We start from the raw sequence: 15,710 nt of genomic DNA, 5'->3' as shown, positions 1-15,710 counted from the left end.
GGAGACGACACCATGGCGGCGTCAGCACCCATCATCGAGGTGAACGCGGAGCACCCGCAGCCGAGGCACGTGCAGCGCGCGGTGGAGGTGCTCTCGAGCGGTGGGGTCATCGCGTACCCGACGGACACGTACTACGGGCTGGGGTGCGACCTGGGCTCGAAGAAGGGGATAGAACGGCTGTACCAGCTCAAGGGCCGGGACAAGAAGAAGCCGCTGTCGTTCCTGTGCCCGGACCTGTCGGACGTGGCGAAGTACGCGCACGTGAGCAACTTCGCGTACCGGACGATGAAGAGCCTGACGCCCGGAGCGTTCACGTTCATCCTCGAGGCCACGCGGCTGGTGCCCGAGGCGATGATGTCCAAGCAGAAGCAGGTGGGCATCCGGGTGCCGGACTCGGGGCTGGCGCGGGCGCTGGCCGCGGCGCTGGGCCGGCCCATCATCACCACCTCGGCCACGGACGGGGAGGGCGAGCCCCTCATCGACGCCAAGGACATCAAGGACGCCCTGGGGCACGGGGTGGACTTGATTCTGGATGGCGGGGTGAAGCTGATGGAGCCCTCGACGGTGGTGTCGCTGCTCGACGACCAGCTCGAGGTGCTCCGGCAGGGCAAGGGCCAGCTGGACTGAGCGCGTGGCGCGGAGGCCACGGCACCAGCCAGGGAGGCGGCCTCTCCCTCGGACCGCAGCCCGAGGGGTGGAGGCAGGACAGGGGTACCCTTGGACACGGACCCAGATGCCAATACCTCCCCTCCCGAAGCGCCTCGCGTCCTTTCTCACCCTGGTGGCCGTGGGCCTGCTGCTGGCCGTTCCCCGCCCGGCGCGGGCCTACCCCCTGCTGCTGTGGCCGGGCACGGCCTTCTCGCCTGGCTCCGGCATGGTCTTCCCGTTCCTCTTCGTCTCGGGCGACGGCAAGACACTCAATCCCTCCCTGTATGGCGCTCTTGGCCTGTCCGAGCGCTTCGACATCATCGCCGGAGCCTCGGGTGTCTTCGGGATGAGCCCCGCGTCCGCCAGCTTCGGGCTGGTGGACGTCAGTGCCCGCTACTTCGCGACCCCCGAGCTGGCCTTCTCCCCGCGCATTCTCTACACGCCGGGGCAGTCCCTCGTGGTCTCTCCGGAGCTGCACGCCACCCGGAGCTTCGGCGACCTGATGCTGACGCTCAACGCCGGTGTGCGCCCGCTGCTGGACCTGAACGGCGGAGGGCTCGCGTCGACCACGGGCTTCGCCTACCTCTCCGGGTCGTACTTCTTCTCCAAGCAGTTGTGGCTCGTGCTGGAGGTCGATCCGTCCCTCACGCTCGCTCGCGGCACGGACTCGGCGGGCTCCTCCTGGAGCTCCAGCGTGCTGGTCGCCCCGGGCGTGGGCTTCGCCCTGGATCCGGAGCAGACGCACATCTTCGAGCTGGCCGCGCTCGTGTCCCTGCCCACCGCCGCCCCCTTCCAGTACGCCACGTCCGTCACCTACGCCATGTGGTACGCCACCTCCTTCACGCTGTGGGGGAAGTAAGGGGCCACGGGTTGGAGCTGATCCGCGATGGCGGGGTGAAGCGGATGGAGCCTTCGACGGTGGTGTCGCTGATCGACGGCCAGCTCGAGGTGCTCCGGCAGGGCAAGGGCCAGTTGGACTGAGGGTACGAAGCGCGGGACGGTGAGCGCTGAGATGGACCTGCACGGATGGTCGGCTTGCTGTGCGGAGTTCCTGGCCCACGGTGTGCTTCGGGGTGCTGGTTGCCATGCCCGGACCCCATGATCTCTTCGTCCGTTACACCTTTGGCTCCCCCGAGCGGGCCGCTGCCGAACTGCGTGCCGTCCTGCCCGCGCACGTCGTCTCCGCGGTGGACTGGTCGAGCTTGCGGCAGGAGTCCGGAAGTGTGGTGGACCCCGAGCTGAGAGAGACGGAGAGCGACCTGCTGTTCACGGCACGCTTGCGCACGGGCCGGTCCCTGCTGCTCTACGTGTTGCTCGAGCATCAGTCCTCGGTGGACAGGTGGATGGCGCTGAGGATGCTGCGCTACGTGGTGCGCCAGGTGGAGCACTGGCGCCAGGAGCACGCGGAGAGCACGCGGCTGCCAGTCATCATCCCGTTGGTGATGTATCACGGGCCTGGAGGTGCCTGGACGGCGCCGCGCCGGGTGGAGGAACTCTTCGATCTGCCGGAAGAGGAGCGGGAGCTCTGGCGAGGGCTGGTGCCGCGCTTCGAGTACCTGCTGGATGACCTGACGGCGGAGCGGGAAGAGGCACTGCGGGCCCGTCCTGGCCCACCACTGGTGCGGCTGGCGTGGCTGGCCCTGCGCTATGGGCGAACCGAGCAGCTGGCGGAGCGGATGCCGGACTGGGTGGGGCTGTTCGCGGAGGTGTATGCCACTCCCGACGGCGCCGAGAACCTCGGGGTGGTCGTCCGTTATCTGCTCTATATCGGGGACAGGTCGGTCCGTGAGGCAGCGGGGCGGGTGGTAGATTGGGTGATGGATGCGCAACGAGCGGAGGAGCTGATGCGAAGCTACGGCGAGGAGCTCATCGAGCAGGGGGTGGCGAAGGGACGTGCCGAGGACATGCTGCGGGTTCTCGCCGCGCGAGGAGTGCATGTCGGCGACGAGGCCCGGCAGCGGATTCTCACGTGCACGGACGTAGCGACCCTGGATCGCTGGTTCGATCGAGCCCTGAATGCCCGTACCCTCTCGGAGGTGCTGGACGATGTGGCTCGTTGACACGCCCTGGGGCTCAACGCCGGTGTGCGCCCGCTGCTGGAGCTGAACGGGGAGGGCACGGTTCGTGGTGGGCGAACACACGCGGAACTGGCCTACGGCAGATCCTGACCGTCCGCTCCCCCCTGTCCGAGATGCTGGAGGGGTCTTCTCCTGAGGATTCCTCGGGGCTGGCTGGTTGCCTGTCCTCACTCGAGCCAACAGGCGAGAGGAAGGAGGGCGCTCTTCCACAAGGTTGCCGGATCCCCCCACTGGGCTACCCTGCGGGCCCATGGACGGGTACCTCGACGCCTTCATCGCCTTCATCCGCGCCGAGCGCGGGCTGTCCGGCAAGACGGTGGACGCCTACGCCGCGGACCTGGCGGTGTACTTCGCGGACTTGAAGCGCAAGGGCCTCACCGACGTGGCGCGCGTGAAGGAGGACGACATCACCGGCCACCTCACCACGCTCAACACGCGCAAGCTGTCGCGGCGCAGTCAGGCGCGGCACCTGGCCGCCATCCGTGTCTTCCACCGCTTCCTCGTCGCCGAGAAGTACGTGGACAAGGACCCGAGCGAGGACATCGACACGCCGCGCTCGGCGCGCAAGCTGCCCGTCTTCCTCACGCTCGAGGAGGTGGAGCAACTGCTCGCCGCGCCGGACGAGGGCAACCCCGTGGGCATCCGGGACAAGGCGATGCTCGAGGTGCTGTACGCCACGGGCCTGCGCGTGAGCGAGCTGGTGGGCCTGGGCATCAACGACATCCAGTTGAGCGCGGGCTACCTGGTGGCCAAGGGCAAGGGCTCCAAGGAGCGCATCGTCCCCGTGGGCACCATCGCGGCGGAGAAGGTGCAGGCGTACCTCGCCGGGCCCCGCCAACTGATGCTCGGCGAGCGCGAGTCCAAGGCGCTCTTCGTCACTCCGCGCGGGGATGGCTTCACCCGGCAGGGCTTCTGGAAGCTGCTCAAGCGCTATGCGCTCAAGGCGGGCATCCGCAAGCCGCTGTCCCCGCACAAGCTGCGGCACTCGTTCGCCACGCACCTGGTGGAGCGCGGCGCGGACTTGCGCGCGGTGCAGGCCATGCTGGGCCACGCGGACCTGGCCACCACGCAGATCTACACGCACGTGAACGGCGCCCGGCTGCGGGCCGTCTACGACAGCGCCCATCCGCGCGGAGACGGCGTGCGCGGACGGGGCGGCGTCATGGGCGGCCGGGCCGCCGCGAGGAAGCGGGCAGGGGGCGAGTAGGGCCGGTCGGCCAGGCCCGTACAGCGCCCCCCGCGAGACCTCACGGCGTGGGAGCCGCCACCTTCTGCTCGCCCGCGGGGGCCGGCTGACCCTCGACGGGAGCAGCCGCCTGGGCCGCCGCGGCCTCGGCCGCCGCCTTCTCGGCCGCCAGAGCCTCGGCGCGCTTCTTCGTCTCGGCCTCCGCGACCTTGCCCATCGCCGCCAGGCCGTTGTCGAAGTCCTTCCCGAGCATCGCGTCCATGTTCACGAAGAGCGAGAAGGCCTTGCCCATGAAGTTGTTGGTGCCGTCCATCTTCCACGTCACCGTCACGCCCTCGGCCGCCGGGGCGAAGGTGAAGGTGGTCGGGCTGGTGGACTCGAACGGCCGGATGAACTCCAGCTTGATGCGGACGAGCTCGTTGGCCTTGCTCTCCTCGATCGTCATCCGGCCCTCGCCCACCTTGTCATTGCCAGACCAGCCGTACTTCGCGCCCATGCCCGTGGCCGCGCCCTCGAAGGTGACCTTCTGGTTCGGATCCAGCTTGTCCCAGGGAGACCACTCGCTCCAGTGGTGGAAGTCGTTCACCAACGCGAAGGCGACGTCCGGCGACGCCTTGAACGTCGCGCTGCGCTGCACGGAATAGGTGGACGGCTGCATGGCGATGACGCCGCACAGCGCCACGAGCACGACGGCGACACCGAGGAGGATCTTCTTGAGCATGGAGGACTCTTTCCGGAGAGGAGTGAAAGCGGGCGCGTCATAGGGGCAAGCGCTCACCACTCGCAAGAGTCCGGGAACGTGGACTCCCCAGGGCCCCCTGTCGGCTCCCGGACCCTACCGCGAAGGTCAGACCCCGATGTAGAATGAGAAGGACAAGGAAGCGGGGTGCTGCCTCGCGGGTTCTGATCACAGAGGTAGGGGGCGGAGATGGGGAAGGGGAAGAAGCCGGCGACGTACGAGGACATCGAGGCGCTGCCGGTCGGGTGGGTGGGGGAGATTCTGGGCGATGAGCTGGTGGCCTCACCGCGACCGGCCATGCCTCATGCTCGGGTCATCTGGGCCCTCGGTTCCTTCCTGGGCCCTGCTTTCGACCTGGGTCAGCCTGGGATACGCGGTGGGTGGTGGATCCTCTCGGAACCGGAGCTCCACCTCGGGCGGGACATCGTGGTGCCGGACCTCGCGGGCTGGCGCCGGGAGCGGGTGCCCGTGCCTTCCTTCATGGACGAGCCCTTCTCCACGGTGGCTCCGGACTGGGTATGCGAGGTGCTCTCGCCCTCGACCGAGAATGTCGACAGGACACGCAAGCTACCCCTCTACCATCGCGAGGGCGTGAGCCATGTCTGGCTCATCGATTCGTCGACGCGCACCCTGGAGATTCATCGGCGGCAGGAGCAGGGTTGGAGTCTCGTGGCCAGCCACACCGGCGACGGGGACGTGCTCGCCGAGCCGTTCGATGCGCTCCCGTTGAATCTGGGCTCGTTGTGGTGGCCTCGGGCCAGAGCCTCGCGGACCCCGATTCCTTCTCCCTGAACGGAGGCGGGTCAGATGTCGCGCTGGTAGAGGATGGAGAGCGAGGCCAGCTCCAGCACGAGCTCCTGCAGCATGAAGTGGTCCTTGTACTTGTCGCCCGTGATGGAGAGCGTGGCCTGGGTGAGCTCGCGGTGGCCGAGCGCCAGGCCGAGCTGGTTCGCGACGCCAAAGGCCCCCAGGGCATTCTGGCTGGCGAGCAGGAGCTGGTGCAGGTCCCTCCACGTGCCCGCCGCGCCTCCGGTGAGTCCCTGCATGTCCGCGAGCGCCTGACGGGCCTTGCCCACCAGCGTGCCTCCGAGCTTGCGCGCCGCCGAGGGCTCCCGGCCGATGAGGCGGTAGAGCGCCTCGGCCTGCTGCTCGTGCTCCCGCGCCCGCTGGGCGATCTCCCCCAGGTAGCCCTTCACATTGGGCTCGTTCACCTTGTCCCGCACGTCCTGTGCGAGCACCCGGAACGACGTCTGGACCAGCAGCACGTTGTCGAGCCACGCCTCCACCCGATCCATCCGCGCCTTCCAGGTCTGCTCATCCAGGTCGAGGAGGAGCGCGCCCGCCGTGTCCACCGGGTTCATGCTCCACCTCCTCCGGTCCGGGTGACGCGCCACAGCACGCCGGTGTGCGCGTACGAGAGCATCGTGTTCCGGGTGACGGCGACGGCGCCGAAGTCCAGCACGTAGAGGCTGCGCCCATCGGGGTGGAACTTGCAGTCCACGGGGCGCTCGATACCGCCGCTGCCGGGGTGTGCCGAGGCGGGGCCCGGCTCGCGGTTGTGCAGGAAGGGCGTCGCGGTGCCCGCCTTCACGTCCACGCGCAGCACCTTGAAGCCGCGCCGCAGCGCCTCGGGCCGGGTGGTGTTCAGGGGCGCCAGCGTGCCCCACTGGCAGAGGAACAGCTCGCCCCGGAAGCCGAACGCGTCCGAGCGGCAGAAGTCCATCTTCGTCAGGCACCCATGCGGCTCGAGCAGCACCGCCGCCGGGCCGGAGAGGGGCGGGGGATCGCGCAGCAGGGCCCGGGCCGCGGTGCCCCGGTTGGGCTGGTGCTTCTCGTGCCAGAGCGGGAGCCCGTCCCCCGCGAAGTCCGGGTAGCCGAACCACTCGGGCTGCCTCACCGAGCCGTGCGGCAGCCGCGCGTTCTTCACGTGCCACACGCGATCCGGATCCTCGGCCACCGCGCGGTTGCCCTTCTCCTCGTAGTCGTTGTCGCACACGTACAGCTCGCCTTCCTCGTTGATGGCGAGCCCGTAGGGATTGCGCAGCCCCCAGGCGAGCAGCTCGGGTTGGGTGCCATCGGGCTTCGCGCGCCACAGCCCGGTGCTGCACCACAGCTCACCCTTCACCACCTCGCCCGCCTTCGCCGGGACGGCGTACGGCTTGAACGCTCCGGTCTCGACGACGTCCGAGTAGGGGATGACGGGATCCGCGCTCCAGACGTTGTCGCCCGTCAGCACCACGTCCTGCCCCGGCACGTCGTGCGCGCGCGGGTGCCGGGCGATGTCCACCGTCCACCCGGACGGCTCGATGATCCCCTGCTGCGCCACGGAGCCCTGGGCGAAATACATCAGGCCGTCCGGGCCGAACACGGGGCCTCCGGGCTCGTGCCACCCACCGTCCGGAAGCTTGTCGAAGAGCACCGTGCGCTCGCGCGTCTTCAGGTCATACCGGACCACGCGTGAGTGGTAGCCCCCCTTGGCCGTCGCGTAGAGGGCGCCCTCCTTCACGGCGACGCCGCGGAAGCCCGCCTCCTCCTCGGTGGCGACGAGCGTCACGTTTCCGGCCGGCTCCAGGCTCAGCAGCCGCGAGGGCATCCACGGGCGCGTCGGCCAGGTGGTGCCCCCCTCGGCGAGGTACAGCGTCCCGTCCTCCGCGAAGCCCATGCCGCACGGGAACGAGAGCCCCACCAGCACGGGCTCCACCCGGTACCCCTCCGGCACCTGGATGTCGCGCGCGTCCACACGGGGCCTCGCGCTGGTGGGCAGTGCACGGAGCGCTTCGGGGGAGACGCGCGTCGCGCGGGGCTCGACGGCCGTCTGCCTCGCGAACTCCTCCCGGCCCCCGTTCTTCCGCGTCATGCGTGCCCCCTGGCGAAGCCACCCGGCTCGTTGGATCCGTCAGCTACCCGTATCCACGCGCCGGGGACTACTGGCCGCGAGGGTGACGCACGCGTTCGCTGGTGATCGAAAGGCTCAGCTGGTGCTCGGGCGCAGCGCGTCCTTGGGCACGAGGATCACCACCGACTTCGCGTCGCCGTAGATGATGGGGTTCATCGACTCGAAGTTGTGCGTCACCCGGCCACCGTCGCGCACGACGCCCATGTCGTTGCCGCTCGAGCCGCCGCTGTAGTCCCAGCCGTGCCGCGTCTGGAAGATGAGGGCGCCGCTCGGAATCTTCCCCGCCTGGGCCATCTTCTCGTAGTCATCGGCCGAGATGACGTTGGCGGTGACCTCGCCGTACGGGCTGGAGATCCGCTGCGGATGCGAGCCGGGCAGCGGCACCGACACCCACTGGGCCTCGCGCATCATCCGGACCATGGCGCCGCGCGGGTTGTTGGGATCGCCCGTGGTGCCGCCCTCGAAGCTGGGGATGCCGAGCCGGTCCATGTTGTAGAGCGTCGTCGCCACGCACGTGCCGTAGGCGCCGTTGTTCAGGGGGCTCGTCGCCAGCTTCTGGAGGATCGGATTCTGGGTGTTGACGGTGCCGTTGGTGATGGCCGAGCCCGCCTTCTTCAGCGCCTCCAGCGTCGTCTTGCCGACCTGGCCCTCCATGCCCGGGGGGGGCTTGAGGCCCGCGGACTTCTGGAAGGCCGCCACGGCCTCGGCCGTCTGCTGGCCGAACTTGCCGTCCGCCTCGAGGCCGAGCTGCGTCTGGAGCTGCTTCACGCTCTCGCCCTGCATGCCCTGCTTGAGCACGCCCTTGCCGCTGGCCACGTCGGCGGCCGAGGGCGCCGGAGTCCACTGCGTGGGACCCGAGGACGGAGCCGGGGTCGCCGGGGTGGTCGCCTTGGCGAGCGCCGCCTTCGTCTGCGGACCCGCCACGCCGTCCGCCTCGAGCCCCTGGGCCTTCTGGAACGCCATCACCGCCGCCTCGGTGTTCGGGCCGAAGGTGCCATCGACGCCGCCTGGATCGAAGCCGGCCTGGGCGAGCTGCTTCTGCAGCGACTCCACCTCGGGGCCCGAGCTGCCGTTCTTCAGCAGCGTGTCCGAGACCGGGGACGAGGTGGGCGCCGGGGCCGGGCCGGTGGTGGGACTCGTGGAGGGGGTGGAGGAGGGGCCGGTGGAGCCGCCCTTGCCCTCGTGCTGCAGCACCGAGACGACGGCGTCCATGCGCCGCGCCTGATCCTGGCGCAGCCGGGCCGGATCATTGCCGAAGGCGGGCGCGTCGAGCCGGCCGGTGTTCGGGTCCACGTACGAGCGCACGCGGGCCTCGATGATGTGCTCCGGCGTCACGCCCTCGCGGGCCAGTTGGGGGAGCTGATCCAGGAAGCCGCCGGGGAGGTTGGCGGCGGCTTCGGACTGGGTGAAGGTGTCGAAGTAGGCGGCGGCCAGCAGCGGGTTGTTCGGATCCAACCCCGCCTTCCGCGCGGCGGCCTCGTACGCGGGGCGCTGGGCGCGGAACTTGGCGAGCTGGGCCTGATCCGCCGCCTCCGGCGAGGACGCGCCGTGCTGGTAGGAGAAGGTTCCCCGGTTCGTCTTGCCGTTGCCGTAGTCGGTGTGCCCGGCGTAGGAGCCGGTGGTGTTGCCGTTGACGTCGAGGTTGCCCTCGGCGTGGCCGATGGCGCGGGAGATGAGCGAGCGCGGGCTGGCGAGCTCCTGATCCAGGTTGACGGAGCCACCCGGGGCCGAGTGGCCCGCCGCGGCCTTCTCCAACACCTGCAGGGTGGTGGCACCGACCTGGCCCTCGAGTCCCGGGGGGACCTTGAGGCCGGCGGACTGCTGGAAGGCCGCCACGGCCGCGCGCGTCCCGTCGCCGAACTTCCCGTCCTGTTGGTCCGTGGGCAGGCCGAGCATGCGCTGGAGATCGCGCACGGACTCGCCCTCCATGCCGCGGCTCAGGGTGACAGCACCGCCGCCGTTGCGCACGTGGTCGAGGCTGGGAGCGGGGGTCCACTGCTGCGGTGCGGCGGAGGGCGCCCGGGCCGCCGTGGTGGAGGTGGCGCTAAAGGTGTCCGACGTGCGCGCCTGCTGCTGCGCGCCAGGCACCACCGTGTTCGTGGTGGGGGCGGGGGCCGTCGGTGCCGCGGGGCTCTGCGGCTGGAGGGTCGGGGTACGGACCGCGTCGTTGATCTTCATGGTCGCGGAGGGATGTCCTTTCCTGGCGGGAGTTTCGCACCGTGCCTGCGGAAGTTGCTCCTCGCGGGCAGTCCCATGACTTCGTGCGAATCCCGTCACGTGTGCGTGACAGCCGCGTTACACGGACCGCCAGGTCCCTCCGTCATGCGCCCGTGAGCTCGGGCCCCCGGCTATGTCGCCGGCGCGGGGGGGACGTACACGGGGACGCCGAACGGGTCCGTCTTCGACCGCCGCCGCGTCGCCCCGTTGTTCTCCGGCATCACCCGGGCCACGCCCGCTTCCATCAGGCGCCGCAGGGCCCGGTACGCCGCCAGCTCGCCCATGGCCGTGTTGCGCAGCACCTCGCGCACGCTCCGGCTGCTCCGCAGCTTCGTGTACAGGTACAGGTCGTCCGCCGTCAGCGAGGGCGGGGAAGGGCGCGGCAACGGCTCGAAGTACACCCGCCCATCGAGCGCCAGCACCTCGTCCGCCAGCGCCACCGTCAGCCGCACCTCCGCCTCCCGGTACAGCGTGTGCGCCTCCGGTACCGGAGCCCGCTCCAACACCTGCGCCGCCACCGCCACCGCCTCCTCGTACCGGCCCATGTCCACCAGGCCCCGCGCCAGCTCCAGCAGATCCGCCAGCGCCGTCGCCTCGCCCACCTTGGGGCCCCGCGTCTTGCGCGGCGTCAGCGCCCCTCGCCGGTACAGGCGCAGCACCCAGCGCGCCCCGTGCAGCGGACCCTCCGGCACCGCCGCCAGCAGCTCGCTCAGCGTGGCGCCCTTCTCGGCCAGTTGCAGCAGGTGCTCCTCGGCGGCCGCCACCCGCTCCACGGCGAACTCCCGGTACACCCCGAACGTGGCGTCGGGCCCTGGGAACAGGCCCCAGAACACCCTCCACTCGAGCAGCCGCGCCAGCGCGTCCCGGTGCAGCTCCTTCAGGCCCAGCTGCAGCTCCACCGCGCGCCCGATCGGCGGCAGCCCCGGGCGGAACTCCACCTCGCCGGACTCCCAGCCGTAGCAGTCGAACAGCGCCTCGCGCGCCTTGTGCTCCAGCGCCTCCATCAACCGGGGCCTCGCCACCAGCCCCCGCTCCACCACGAAGGTGCCGAAGGGCACCCCCGCCGCCTCCGCCGCCGCGAAGGCCTCCGCCGCCGTCGCCGCATCGAGGATGCGCAGCCGCGTCAGCACCTGGCCCAGGTGCTCATTCGGCTCGCTCGAGCTCTCTCCCACCAGGCAGCCGCGCTGGAAGAAGAAGTGCCGCCGCACCGCTCCGCGCTCCACCCGCAGCATGCCGTCCACCGCCGGTGCCTCGAAGAACGCGGGCATCAACAGTTGCAGCCGGTAGCTGGCCAGATTCCCCTTGAACCGCTCCATGTCGCTGACTTCCTTCTCGCTGGGGGAGACGGCAGGGTAGCGGACCCCTTTACCCCTCGCAACCCTTTGATTTCACATGGCTTTTTCTCGCGTCCCGAGAAGTTCCCAGTAGTCGGGCTGACCGGGGTCCTGGCGGGCGGGCGCGATTGTCGGAGCGGCCTTGCAGGAAAGTTGCAGGGTGGGCCCGGGTGTGCGAACCAGGGCTGTCACCCCTTTCGTGTATAGGCGTGGGAGTCATGCGGATTCTCTCGGGAGTGCAGTCCTCGGGCCGGTTGCACATCGGCAACTACTACGGCGCCATCCGGCAGTTCGTGCACCTGCAGGAAGAGGGCGAGGGCTACTACTTCATCGCCAACCTGCACGCGCTCACCACCGTGCGCGACCCGAAGCTCGCCGAGGAGCTCACGCGCGAGGCCGCCATGGCCTACCTGTCGCTCGGGTTGAATCCGAAGAAGGCCGTCCTCTTCCGGCAGAGCGACGTGAAGGAGGTGCTGGAGCTCAACTGGATCCTCGGCACCGTGGTGCCCCACGCCCACCTCGAGCGCGCCCACAGCTACAAGGACAAGGTCGCCAAGGGCATCAGCCCGGACTTCGGCCTCTTCGCCTACCCGGTCCTCATGGCCGCCGACATCCTGCTCTACAGCGCGGACGTCGTGCCGGTGGGCAAGGATCAGGTCCAGCACATCGAGTTCGCCCGCGACTGGGCGGTGAAGTTCAACGTCACCTACGTGCCGGGCTATGACCCGCAGGATCCCGACGGCAAGGAGAAGGGGCACGCCCCCGGCATCCTCAAGCTGCCGTCCGCGCGGGTGCAGGAGAACACCGCCACGGTGCCGGGCGTGGACGGACAGAAGATGTCCAAGTCCTACGGCAACACCATCGAGCTGTTCGGGCCCGAGAAGGAGATCAAGAAGCGCATCATGGGCATCAAGACGGACTCCACGCCCGTCGAGGCTCCCAAGCCCACCGAGAACGCCCCCCTGTACGATCTGCTCAAGCTGATGCTGCCCGAAAACCGCTTCCAGGAAGCGGATGCCTCGTGGCGAGCGGGCGGCAAGGGGTACGGCGACTACAAGAAGCTGCTCCTCGAGGCCTACCTCGACACCTTCGGCCCGGCGCGCAAGCGCTACGAGGAGCTCCAGAACGATCCCGCCGAGCTCGAGCGCATCCTCCAGGATGGGGCCGAGCGGGCCCGCGCCGAGGCCTCCCGCCTGATGCAGCGGGTGCGCCGCGCCGTGGGCATTCCCTGAGCCCGTGAAGGACGTCCGTTGACCGCAGGTCGTCGCAGCGCCCCTCCCAGCGAGGAGACCTTCGAGGCAGACGTCCCCCGTACGCCGGGCGACGCCTTCCGGGTCGCCTTGCCCAATTTCGAGGGCCCGCTCGATCTGCTGCTCCATCTCATCAAGGAGCACCGGCTCGACATCTTCGACATCCCCCTGGCGCTCATCACCGAGAAGTACCTCGAGCACCTGGAGCGGATGCGGGAGATCAACCTCGACATCGCCGGGGAGTTCCTGGTGATGGCGGCCACGCTCGCGCACCTCAAGAGCCGCATGCTGCTGCCGCGCCAGGACACCGCCGAGCAGGCGGCGGACGCGGTGGCCGAGCTCCAGCAGGAGGAGGCGGGAGACCCCCGCGCCGAGCTGGTGCGCCGCCTGCTCGAGTACCAGAAGTACAAGGACGCCGCCGAGCAGCTGGCCATGCAGGACCTCCTCGAGCGCGACGTCTTCCCGCGCCGGGTGCCCGTGGAGGCCGTGCCCATCCCCGAGGAGGAGGTGGGCCTGCAGGAGTTCTCCGTCCTCAAGCTGATTGAAGCGCTCGACCGGGTCCTGGAGCGCCTGGCGCCCAAGCTGCAGCACGAGGTGGTGCGCGAGAAGGTCAGCATCACCGACGCCATCCGCAACATCGCCGAGCGCCTGAAAGGCCAGGAGTCGTGCTCGTTCGAGAGCCTCTTCGAGGAGCAGCGCACGCGGCAGGAGGTGGTGATCACCTTCCTGGCCATCCTGGAGATGGTGAAGCGGCGCCTGCTCAAGGTGCGCCAGGAGGCCCCCCTGGCGGACATCCTCCTCATGCCCAACGGGGACGCCCTGGAGCGGTTGCTCCCATCGGAGGTGGACGAGAGTGACTACCGGTAACGACGGCGCCGAGAACGGCGAGCCGAAGAAGTCGCGCGGCTCGGGCGGCCCCAGCCCCTTCACCGAGGAGGAGATCGCCGCCGTCACCGGCCCCGGTGACGAGGACGAGCTGGAGGACTCCGACGTCGCCACCATCGAGGCCGACGAGGTCCCCGACCTCCATTCGTCCTTCGAGAAGCTCGCCCAGAAGAGCCGCAACCTCTCCCCGGAGCGCATCCGCACCGTCCTGGAGAGCGTGCTCTTCGTGGCCGAGAAGCCCCTGGATCTCAACCAGCTCTACGAGGCCACCGGCATCGATCGCGAGAAGATCCAGGAGGCGCTCAACCAGATTTCGGGCATCCACCGCGATGGCATCAGCGGCATCGTCCTGTACGAGGTGGCCGGCGCGTGGCAGTTCCGCACGGATCCGCACTCGGGCGAGTACGTGCGGCGCTACCTGCGCGTGAAGCCCCAGCGCCTCACCCGCGCCGCCGTGGAGACGCTCGCCATCATCGCCTACCGCCAGCCCGTCACCCGCCCCGAGGTCGAGGACATCCGCGGCGTGGATTGCGGCGCCGTCATCAAGGCGTTGTTGGACCGCAAGCTCATCAAGATCCTGGGCAAGAAGGAGGAGGTGGGCCGGCCCATGCTGTACGGGACGAGCCGCGAGTTCCTCGAGTTCTTCGCCCTCAAGGACCTCTCGGCCCTGCCCACGCTGCGCGAGTTCCACGAGCTGACGCAGGAGCACCAGGAGATCGTCGAGAAGGAGCGGCCCGCCGCCCCGAGTGCCAGTGGCACCGTGGAGACGCTGGCGGACCCGGAGTTCCAGAAACGGATGGAGAAGAGCGTGGCGGCTTCCGAGGCCGCGCTCGAGGAGCTGGAGCAGGCCATGGACGCCGCCGAGAAGACCCAGAAGGCGGCCGCCAGCATCCTGAACCCGACCCCGCCGCCCTCGGAGGGTGAGAAAGAGGGCGACAAGGGGTCCGAACCCGCTTGACGGGTGGGCGAAGAAGTGGAAGGTGGCTGTAATGGCTGAACGTTTGCAGAAGTACCTCGCGCGCGCGGGCGTGGCCTCGCGCAGGCACGCTGAAGAGCTCATCACCGCTGGCCGTGTCACGGTGAACAACCAGACGATCACCGAGATGGGCACCAAGGTGTCCCCGGGCGATCTGGTGACGGTGGATGGCAAGCTCGTCTCGCCGCCGGAGGAGTCCTCGTACTACGTGCTCTACAAGCCCGTGGGCGTGGTGACGACGCTGTCGGACCCCCAGGGCCGCCCCACCGTGGCCGATTACCTGGAGGAGGCCGGCAAGCGGCTCTTCCCCGTGGGCCGGCTGGACTACGACGCCGAAGGGGCGCTGCTCGTCACCGACGACGGGGCGCTGGCGCACAAGCTCACGCACCCCAGCTTCCAGGTGCCTCGCACGTACCTGGCGAAGGTGAAGGGCTCCCCGGACGCGGCCACGCTGGAGAAGCTGCGCGGCGGCGTGCGGCTCGAGGACGGCATGGCCACCCCGGTGTCCGTGGACGTCTTCGAGCAGGCCGAGCGCAACACGTGGCTGAAGCTGGTGGTCGCCGAGGGCCGCCCGCACCTCATCAAGCGCCTGTGCGCCGCGGTGGGCTGCCCGGTGGTGCGCCTGTTCCGGCCCTCGTACGCGGGCATCACCGTCGAGAGCGTGCGCCCCGGCGAGCTCAAGCAGCTCAGCCAGAGCCAGGTGCGCATGCTGCAGGAGGTGGCCGACGGGAAGGTCTCTCCGCCCGAGCGCCAGCTGAAGCTGCCGCCGCGTCGCCATGGTCGCTCGGCGCCGGGCTTCGAGGTGGACGTGGACGACGACGACGATTTCAGCGAGGCGCCTCCCGCTCCGGCGCGCAAGCGTGCGGCGGCGGAGAAGAAGCCCGCGCGGGCCGCCCGGCCGGAGCGCCCCGAGCGCAAGCCGGCGGGGGCGAGGGAGGAGCGTCCGGCGCGTGCGGCGGCGGGCCGTCCCGAGCGCAAGGCGTGGGCTCCGAGGGGCGAGGGTGGCTCCCGGCCCGCGTTCCGCAGCGCGACGGGCGAGCGTGCCGAGCGCCGCACGTGGACGCCTCGCGAGGACGAGCAGGACCAGGAATCGGGCCTGGACGAGGGTGCCGAGCAGGCGCCTCGGGGCGAGGAGCGCGCTGAGCGCGGGGCTCGTCCGGAGCGTCGCGAGTGGGCGCCCCGTGGCGAGGGCCGCGGTGGCGAGCGCGGTGCCCGTCCGGTGCGCAAGCCGTTTGGTGCCGGTGCGGGTGGCGAGCGCGGTGCCCGTCCTGCACGCAAGCCGTTTGGCGCGGGTGAGGGTGGCGAGCGCGGTGCCCGTCCGGCGCGCAAGCCGTTTGGCGCGGGCGAGGGTGGCGAGCGCGGTGCCCGTCCTGCGCGCAAGCCGTTTGGCGCGGGTGCGGGTGGCGAGCGTGGTGCCCGTCCGGCGCGCAAGCCGTTTGGCGCGGGCGAGGGTGGCGAGCGTGGTGCCCGTCCGGCGCGCAAGCCGTTTGGCGCGGGCGAG

14 protein-coding genes are annotated in these 15,710 nt (G+C 70.1%); 9 read left to right on the top strand and 5 right to left on the bottom strand.

The genetic code is table 11. The features are described 5' to 3' along the window. The first annotated feature begins 12 nt into the window (after positions 1–12). The 4 genes from ACJ8AN_RS09870 (at position 13) to xerD (ending at position 3,933) form a co-directional block, all read left to right on the top strand. On the top strand, positions 13–627 hold the full coding sequence (locus ACJ8AN_RS09870) for an L-threonylcarbamoyladenylate synthase (RefSeq protein WP_407755026.1): 615 nt from the start codon (positions 13–15) through the stop codon (positions 625–627). Between the two features lie 106 nt (positions 628–733). After that, positions 734–1,507, top strand: coding sequence for a hypothetical protein (locus ACJ8AN_RS09865; RefSeq protein WP_407755025.1), 774 nt, complete (start codon positions 734–736; stop codon positions 1,505–1,507). Between the two features lie 226 nt (positions 1,508–1,733). Then, positions 1,734–2,708 (top strand): Rpn family recombination-promoting nuclease/putative transposase, encoded by a 975-nt coding sequence (locus tag ACJ8AN_RS09860; protein WP_407755024.1) that lies wholly within the window; start codon positions 1,734–1,736, stop codon positions 2,706–2,708. A 268-nt stretch (positions 2,709–2,976) separates the two neighbouring features. Further along, a complete protein-coding gene (xerD, locus tag ACJ8AN_RS09855; RefSeq protein WP_407755023.1) occupies positions 2,977–3,933 on the top strand; it encodes a site-specific tyrosine recombinase XerD in 957 nt (318 codons plus the stop codon). Between the two features lie 40 nt (positions 3,934–3,973). On the opposite strand, the gene ACJ8AN_RS09850 is transcribed toward xerD, so the two are convergent. Next, positions 3,974–4,633 carry an SRPBCC family protein gene (locus ACJ8AN_RS09850; RefSeq protein ID WP_407755022.1) on the bottom strand — a complete coding sequence of 220 codons (660 nt, stop codon included), beginning with the start codon at positions 4,631–4,633 and terminating at the stop codon, positions 3,974–3,976. Positions 4,634–4,840: 207 nt separating this feature from the next. Here ACJ8AN_RS09850 and ACJ8AN_RS09845 point away from each other — a divergent pair, with 207 nt between their 5' ends. Beyond that, on the top strand, positions 4,841–5,443 hold the full coding sequence (locus ACJ8AN_RS09845) for a Uma2 family endonuclease (RefSeq protein ID WP_407755021.1): 603 nt from the start codon (positions 4,841–4,843) through the stop codon (positions 5,441–5,443). 11 nt (positions 5,444–5,454) lie between these two features. Here the strand turns inward: ACJ8AN_RS09845 and ACJ8AN_RS09840 are convergent, their stop codons facing one another. The 4 genes from ACJ8AN_RS09840 to ACJ8AN_RS09825 form a co-directional block, all read right to left on the bottom strand. Further along, positions 5,455–6,012: a hypothetical protein gene (locus ACJ8AN_RS09840; RefSeq protein ID WP_407755020.1), complete on the bottom strand. Its 558-nt coding sequence runs from the start codon at positions 6,010–6,012 to the stop codon at positions 5,455–5,457. Beyond that, on the bottom strand, positions 6,009–7,508 hold the full coding sequence (locus tag ACJ8AN_RS09835) for a PQQ-dependent sugar dehydrogenase (RefSeq protein WP_407755019.1): 1,500 nt from the start codon (positions 7,506–7,508) through the stop codon (positions 6,009–6,011). Before ACJ8AN_RS09835 ends, ACJ8AN_RS09840 begins: the two co-directional genes overlap by 4 nt. Positions 7,509–7,622: 114 nt before the next feature. Continuing rightward, the gene (locus tag ACJ8AN_RS09830) at positions 7,623–9,725 is read right to left on the bottom strand and encodes a peptidoglycan-binding domain-containing protein (protein WP_407755018.1); all 2,103 of its coding nucleotides are present in this window, start codon (positions 9,723–9,725) and stop codon (positions 7,623–7,625) included. A 170-nt stretch (positions 9,726–9,895) separates the two neighbouring features. After that, positions 9,896–11,080, bottom strand: a complete 1,185-nt coding sequence (locus ACJ8AN_RS09825; RefSeq protein WP_407755017.1) for a DUF4388 domain-containing protein — start codon at positions 11,078–11,080, stop codon at positions 9,896–9,898. Between the two features lie 236 nt (positions 11,081–11,316). On the opposite strand from ACJ8AN_RS09825, the gene trpS reads away from it, so the two are divergent. The 4 genes from trpS to ACJ8AN_RS09805 form a co-directional block, all read left to right on the top strand. Next, positions 11,317–12,330: a tryptophan--tRNA ligase gene (gene trpS, locus ACJ8AN_RS09820; protein WP_407755016.1), complete on the top strand. Its 1,014-nt coding sequence runs from the start codon at positions 11,317–11,319 to the stop codon at positions 12,328–12,330. 18 nt (positions 12,331–12,348) lie between these two features. Then, positions 12,349–13,215 (top strand): segregation and condensation protein A, encoded by an 867-nt coding sequence (locus ACJ8AN_RS09815; protein WP_407755015.1) that lies wholly within the window; start codon positions 12,349–12,351, stop codon positions 13,213–13,215. Further along, positions 13,202–14,191: an SMC-Scp complex subunit ScpB gene (scpB, locus tag ACJ8AN_RS09810; RefSeq protein ID WP_407755014.1), complete on the top strand. Its 990-nt coding sequence runs from the start codon at positions 13,202–13,204 to the stop codon at positions 14,189–14,191. The genes ACJ8AN_RS09815 and scpB overlap by 14 nt, the downstream gene beginning before the upstream one ends. A 31-nt stretch (positions 14,192–14,222) precedes the next feature. Beyond that, a partial coding sequence (locus ACJ8AN_RS09805) for a pseudouridine synthase (protein ID WP_407755013.1) occupies positions 14,223–15,710 on the top strand: 1,488 nt, incomplete at its 3' end.

Origin of the sequence: Archangium sp., from assembly GCF_045802675.1 — a bacterium.
Classification (GTDB): Bacteria; Myxococcota; Myxococcia; order Myxococcales; family Myxococcaceae; genus Archangium.
Note: the sequence above shows the minus strand (reverse complement) of the source record. Positions and strands in the feature narration are given on the sequence as shown.

What these genes read in the sequence shown, in the direction of transcription:
- ACJ8AN_RS09840 (WP_407755020.1), bottom strand. Translation starts at nt 6,012, where the DNA reads ATGAACCCGGTGGACACGGCGGGCGCGCTCCTCCTCGACCTGGATGAG.
- ACJ8AN_RS09825 (WP_407755017.1), bottom strand. Translation starts at nt 11,080, where the DNA reads ATGGAGCGGTTCAAGGGGAATCTGGCCAGCTACCGGCTGCAACTGTTG.
- ACJ8AN_RS09845 (WP_407755021.1), top strand. Translation starts at nt 4,841, where the DNA reads ATGGGGAAGGGGAAGAAGCCGGCGACGTACGAGGACATCGAGGCGCTG.
- ACJ8AN_RS09830 (WP_407755018.1), bottom strand. Translation starts at nt 9,725, where the DNA reads ATGAAGATCAACGACGCGGTCCGTACCCCGACCCTCCAGCCGCAGAGC.
- ACJ8AN_RS09865 (WP_407755025.1), top strand. Translation starts at nt 734, where the DNA reads ATGCCAATACCTCCCCTCCCGAAGCGCCTCGCGTCCTTTCTCACCCTG.
- ACJ8AN_RS09835 (WP_407755019.1), bottom strand. Translation starts at nt 7,508, where the DNA reads ATGACGCGGAAGAACGGGGGCCGGGAGGAGTTCGCGAGGCAGACGGCC.
- ACJ8AN_RS09850 (WP_407755022.1), bottom strand. Translation starts at nt 4,633, where the DNA reads ATGCTCAAGAAGATCCTCCTCGGTGTCGCCGTCGTGCTCGTGGCGCTG.
- ACJ8AN_RS09870 (WP_407755026.1), top strand. Translation starts at nt 13, where the DNA reads ATGGCGGCGTCAGCACCCATCATCGAGGTGAACGCGGAGCACCCGCAG.
- trpS (WP_407755016.1), top strand. Translation starts at nt 11,317, where the DNA reads ATGCGGATTCTCTCGGGAGTGCAGTCCTCGGGCCGGTTGCACATCGGC.
- xerD (WP_407755023.1), top strand. Translation starts at nt 2,977, where the DNA reads ATGGACGGGTACCTCGACGCCTTCATCGCCTTCATCCGCGCCGAGCGC.
- ACJ8AN_RS09860 (WP_407755024.1), top strand. Translation starts at nt 1,734, where the DNA reads ATGCCCGGACCCCATGATCTCTTCGTCCGTTACACCTTTGGCTCCCCC.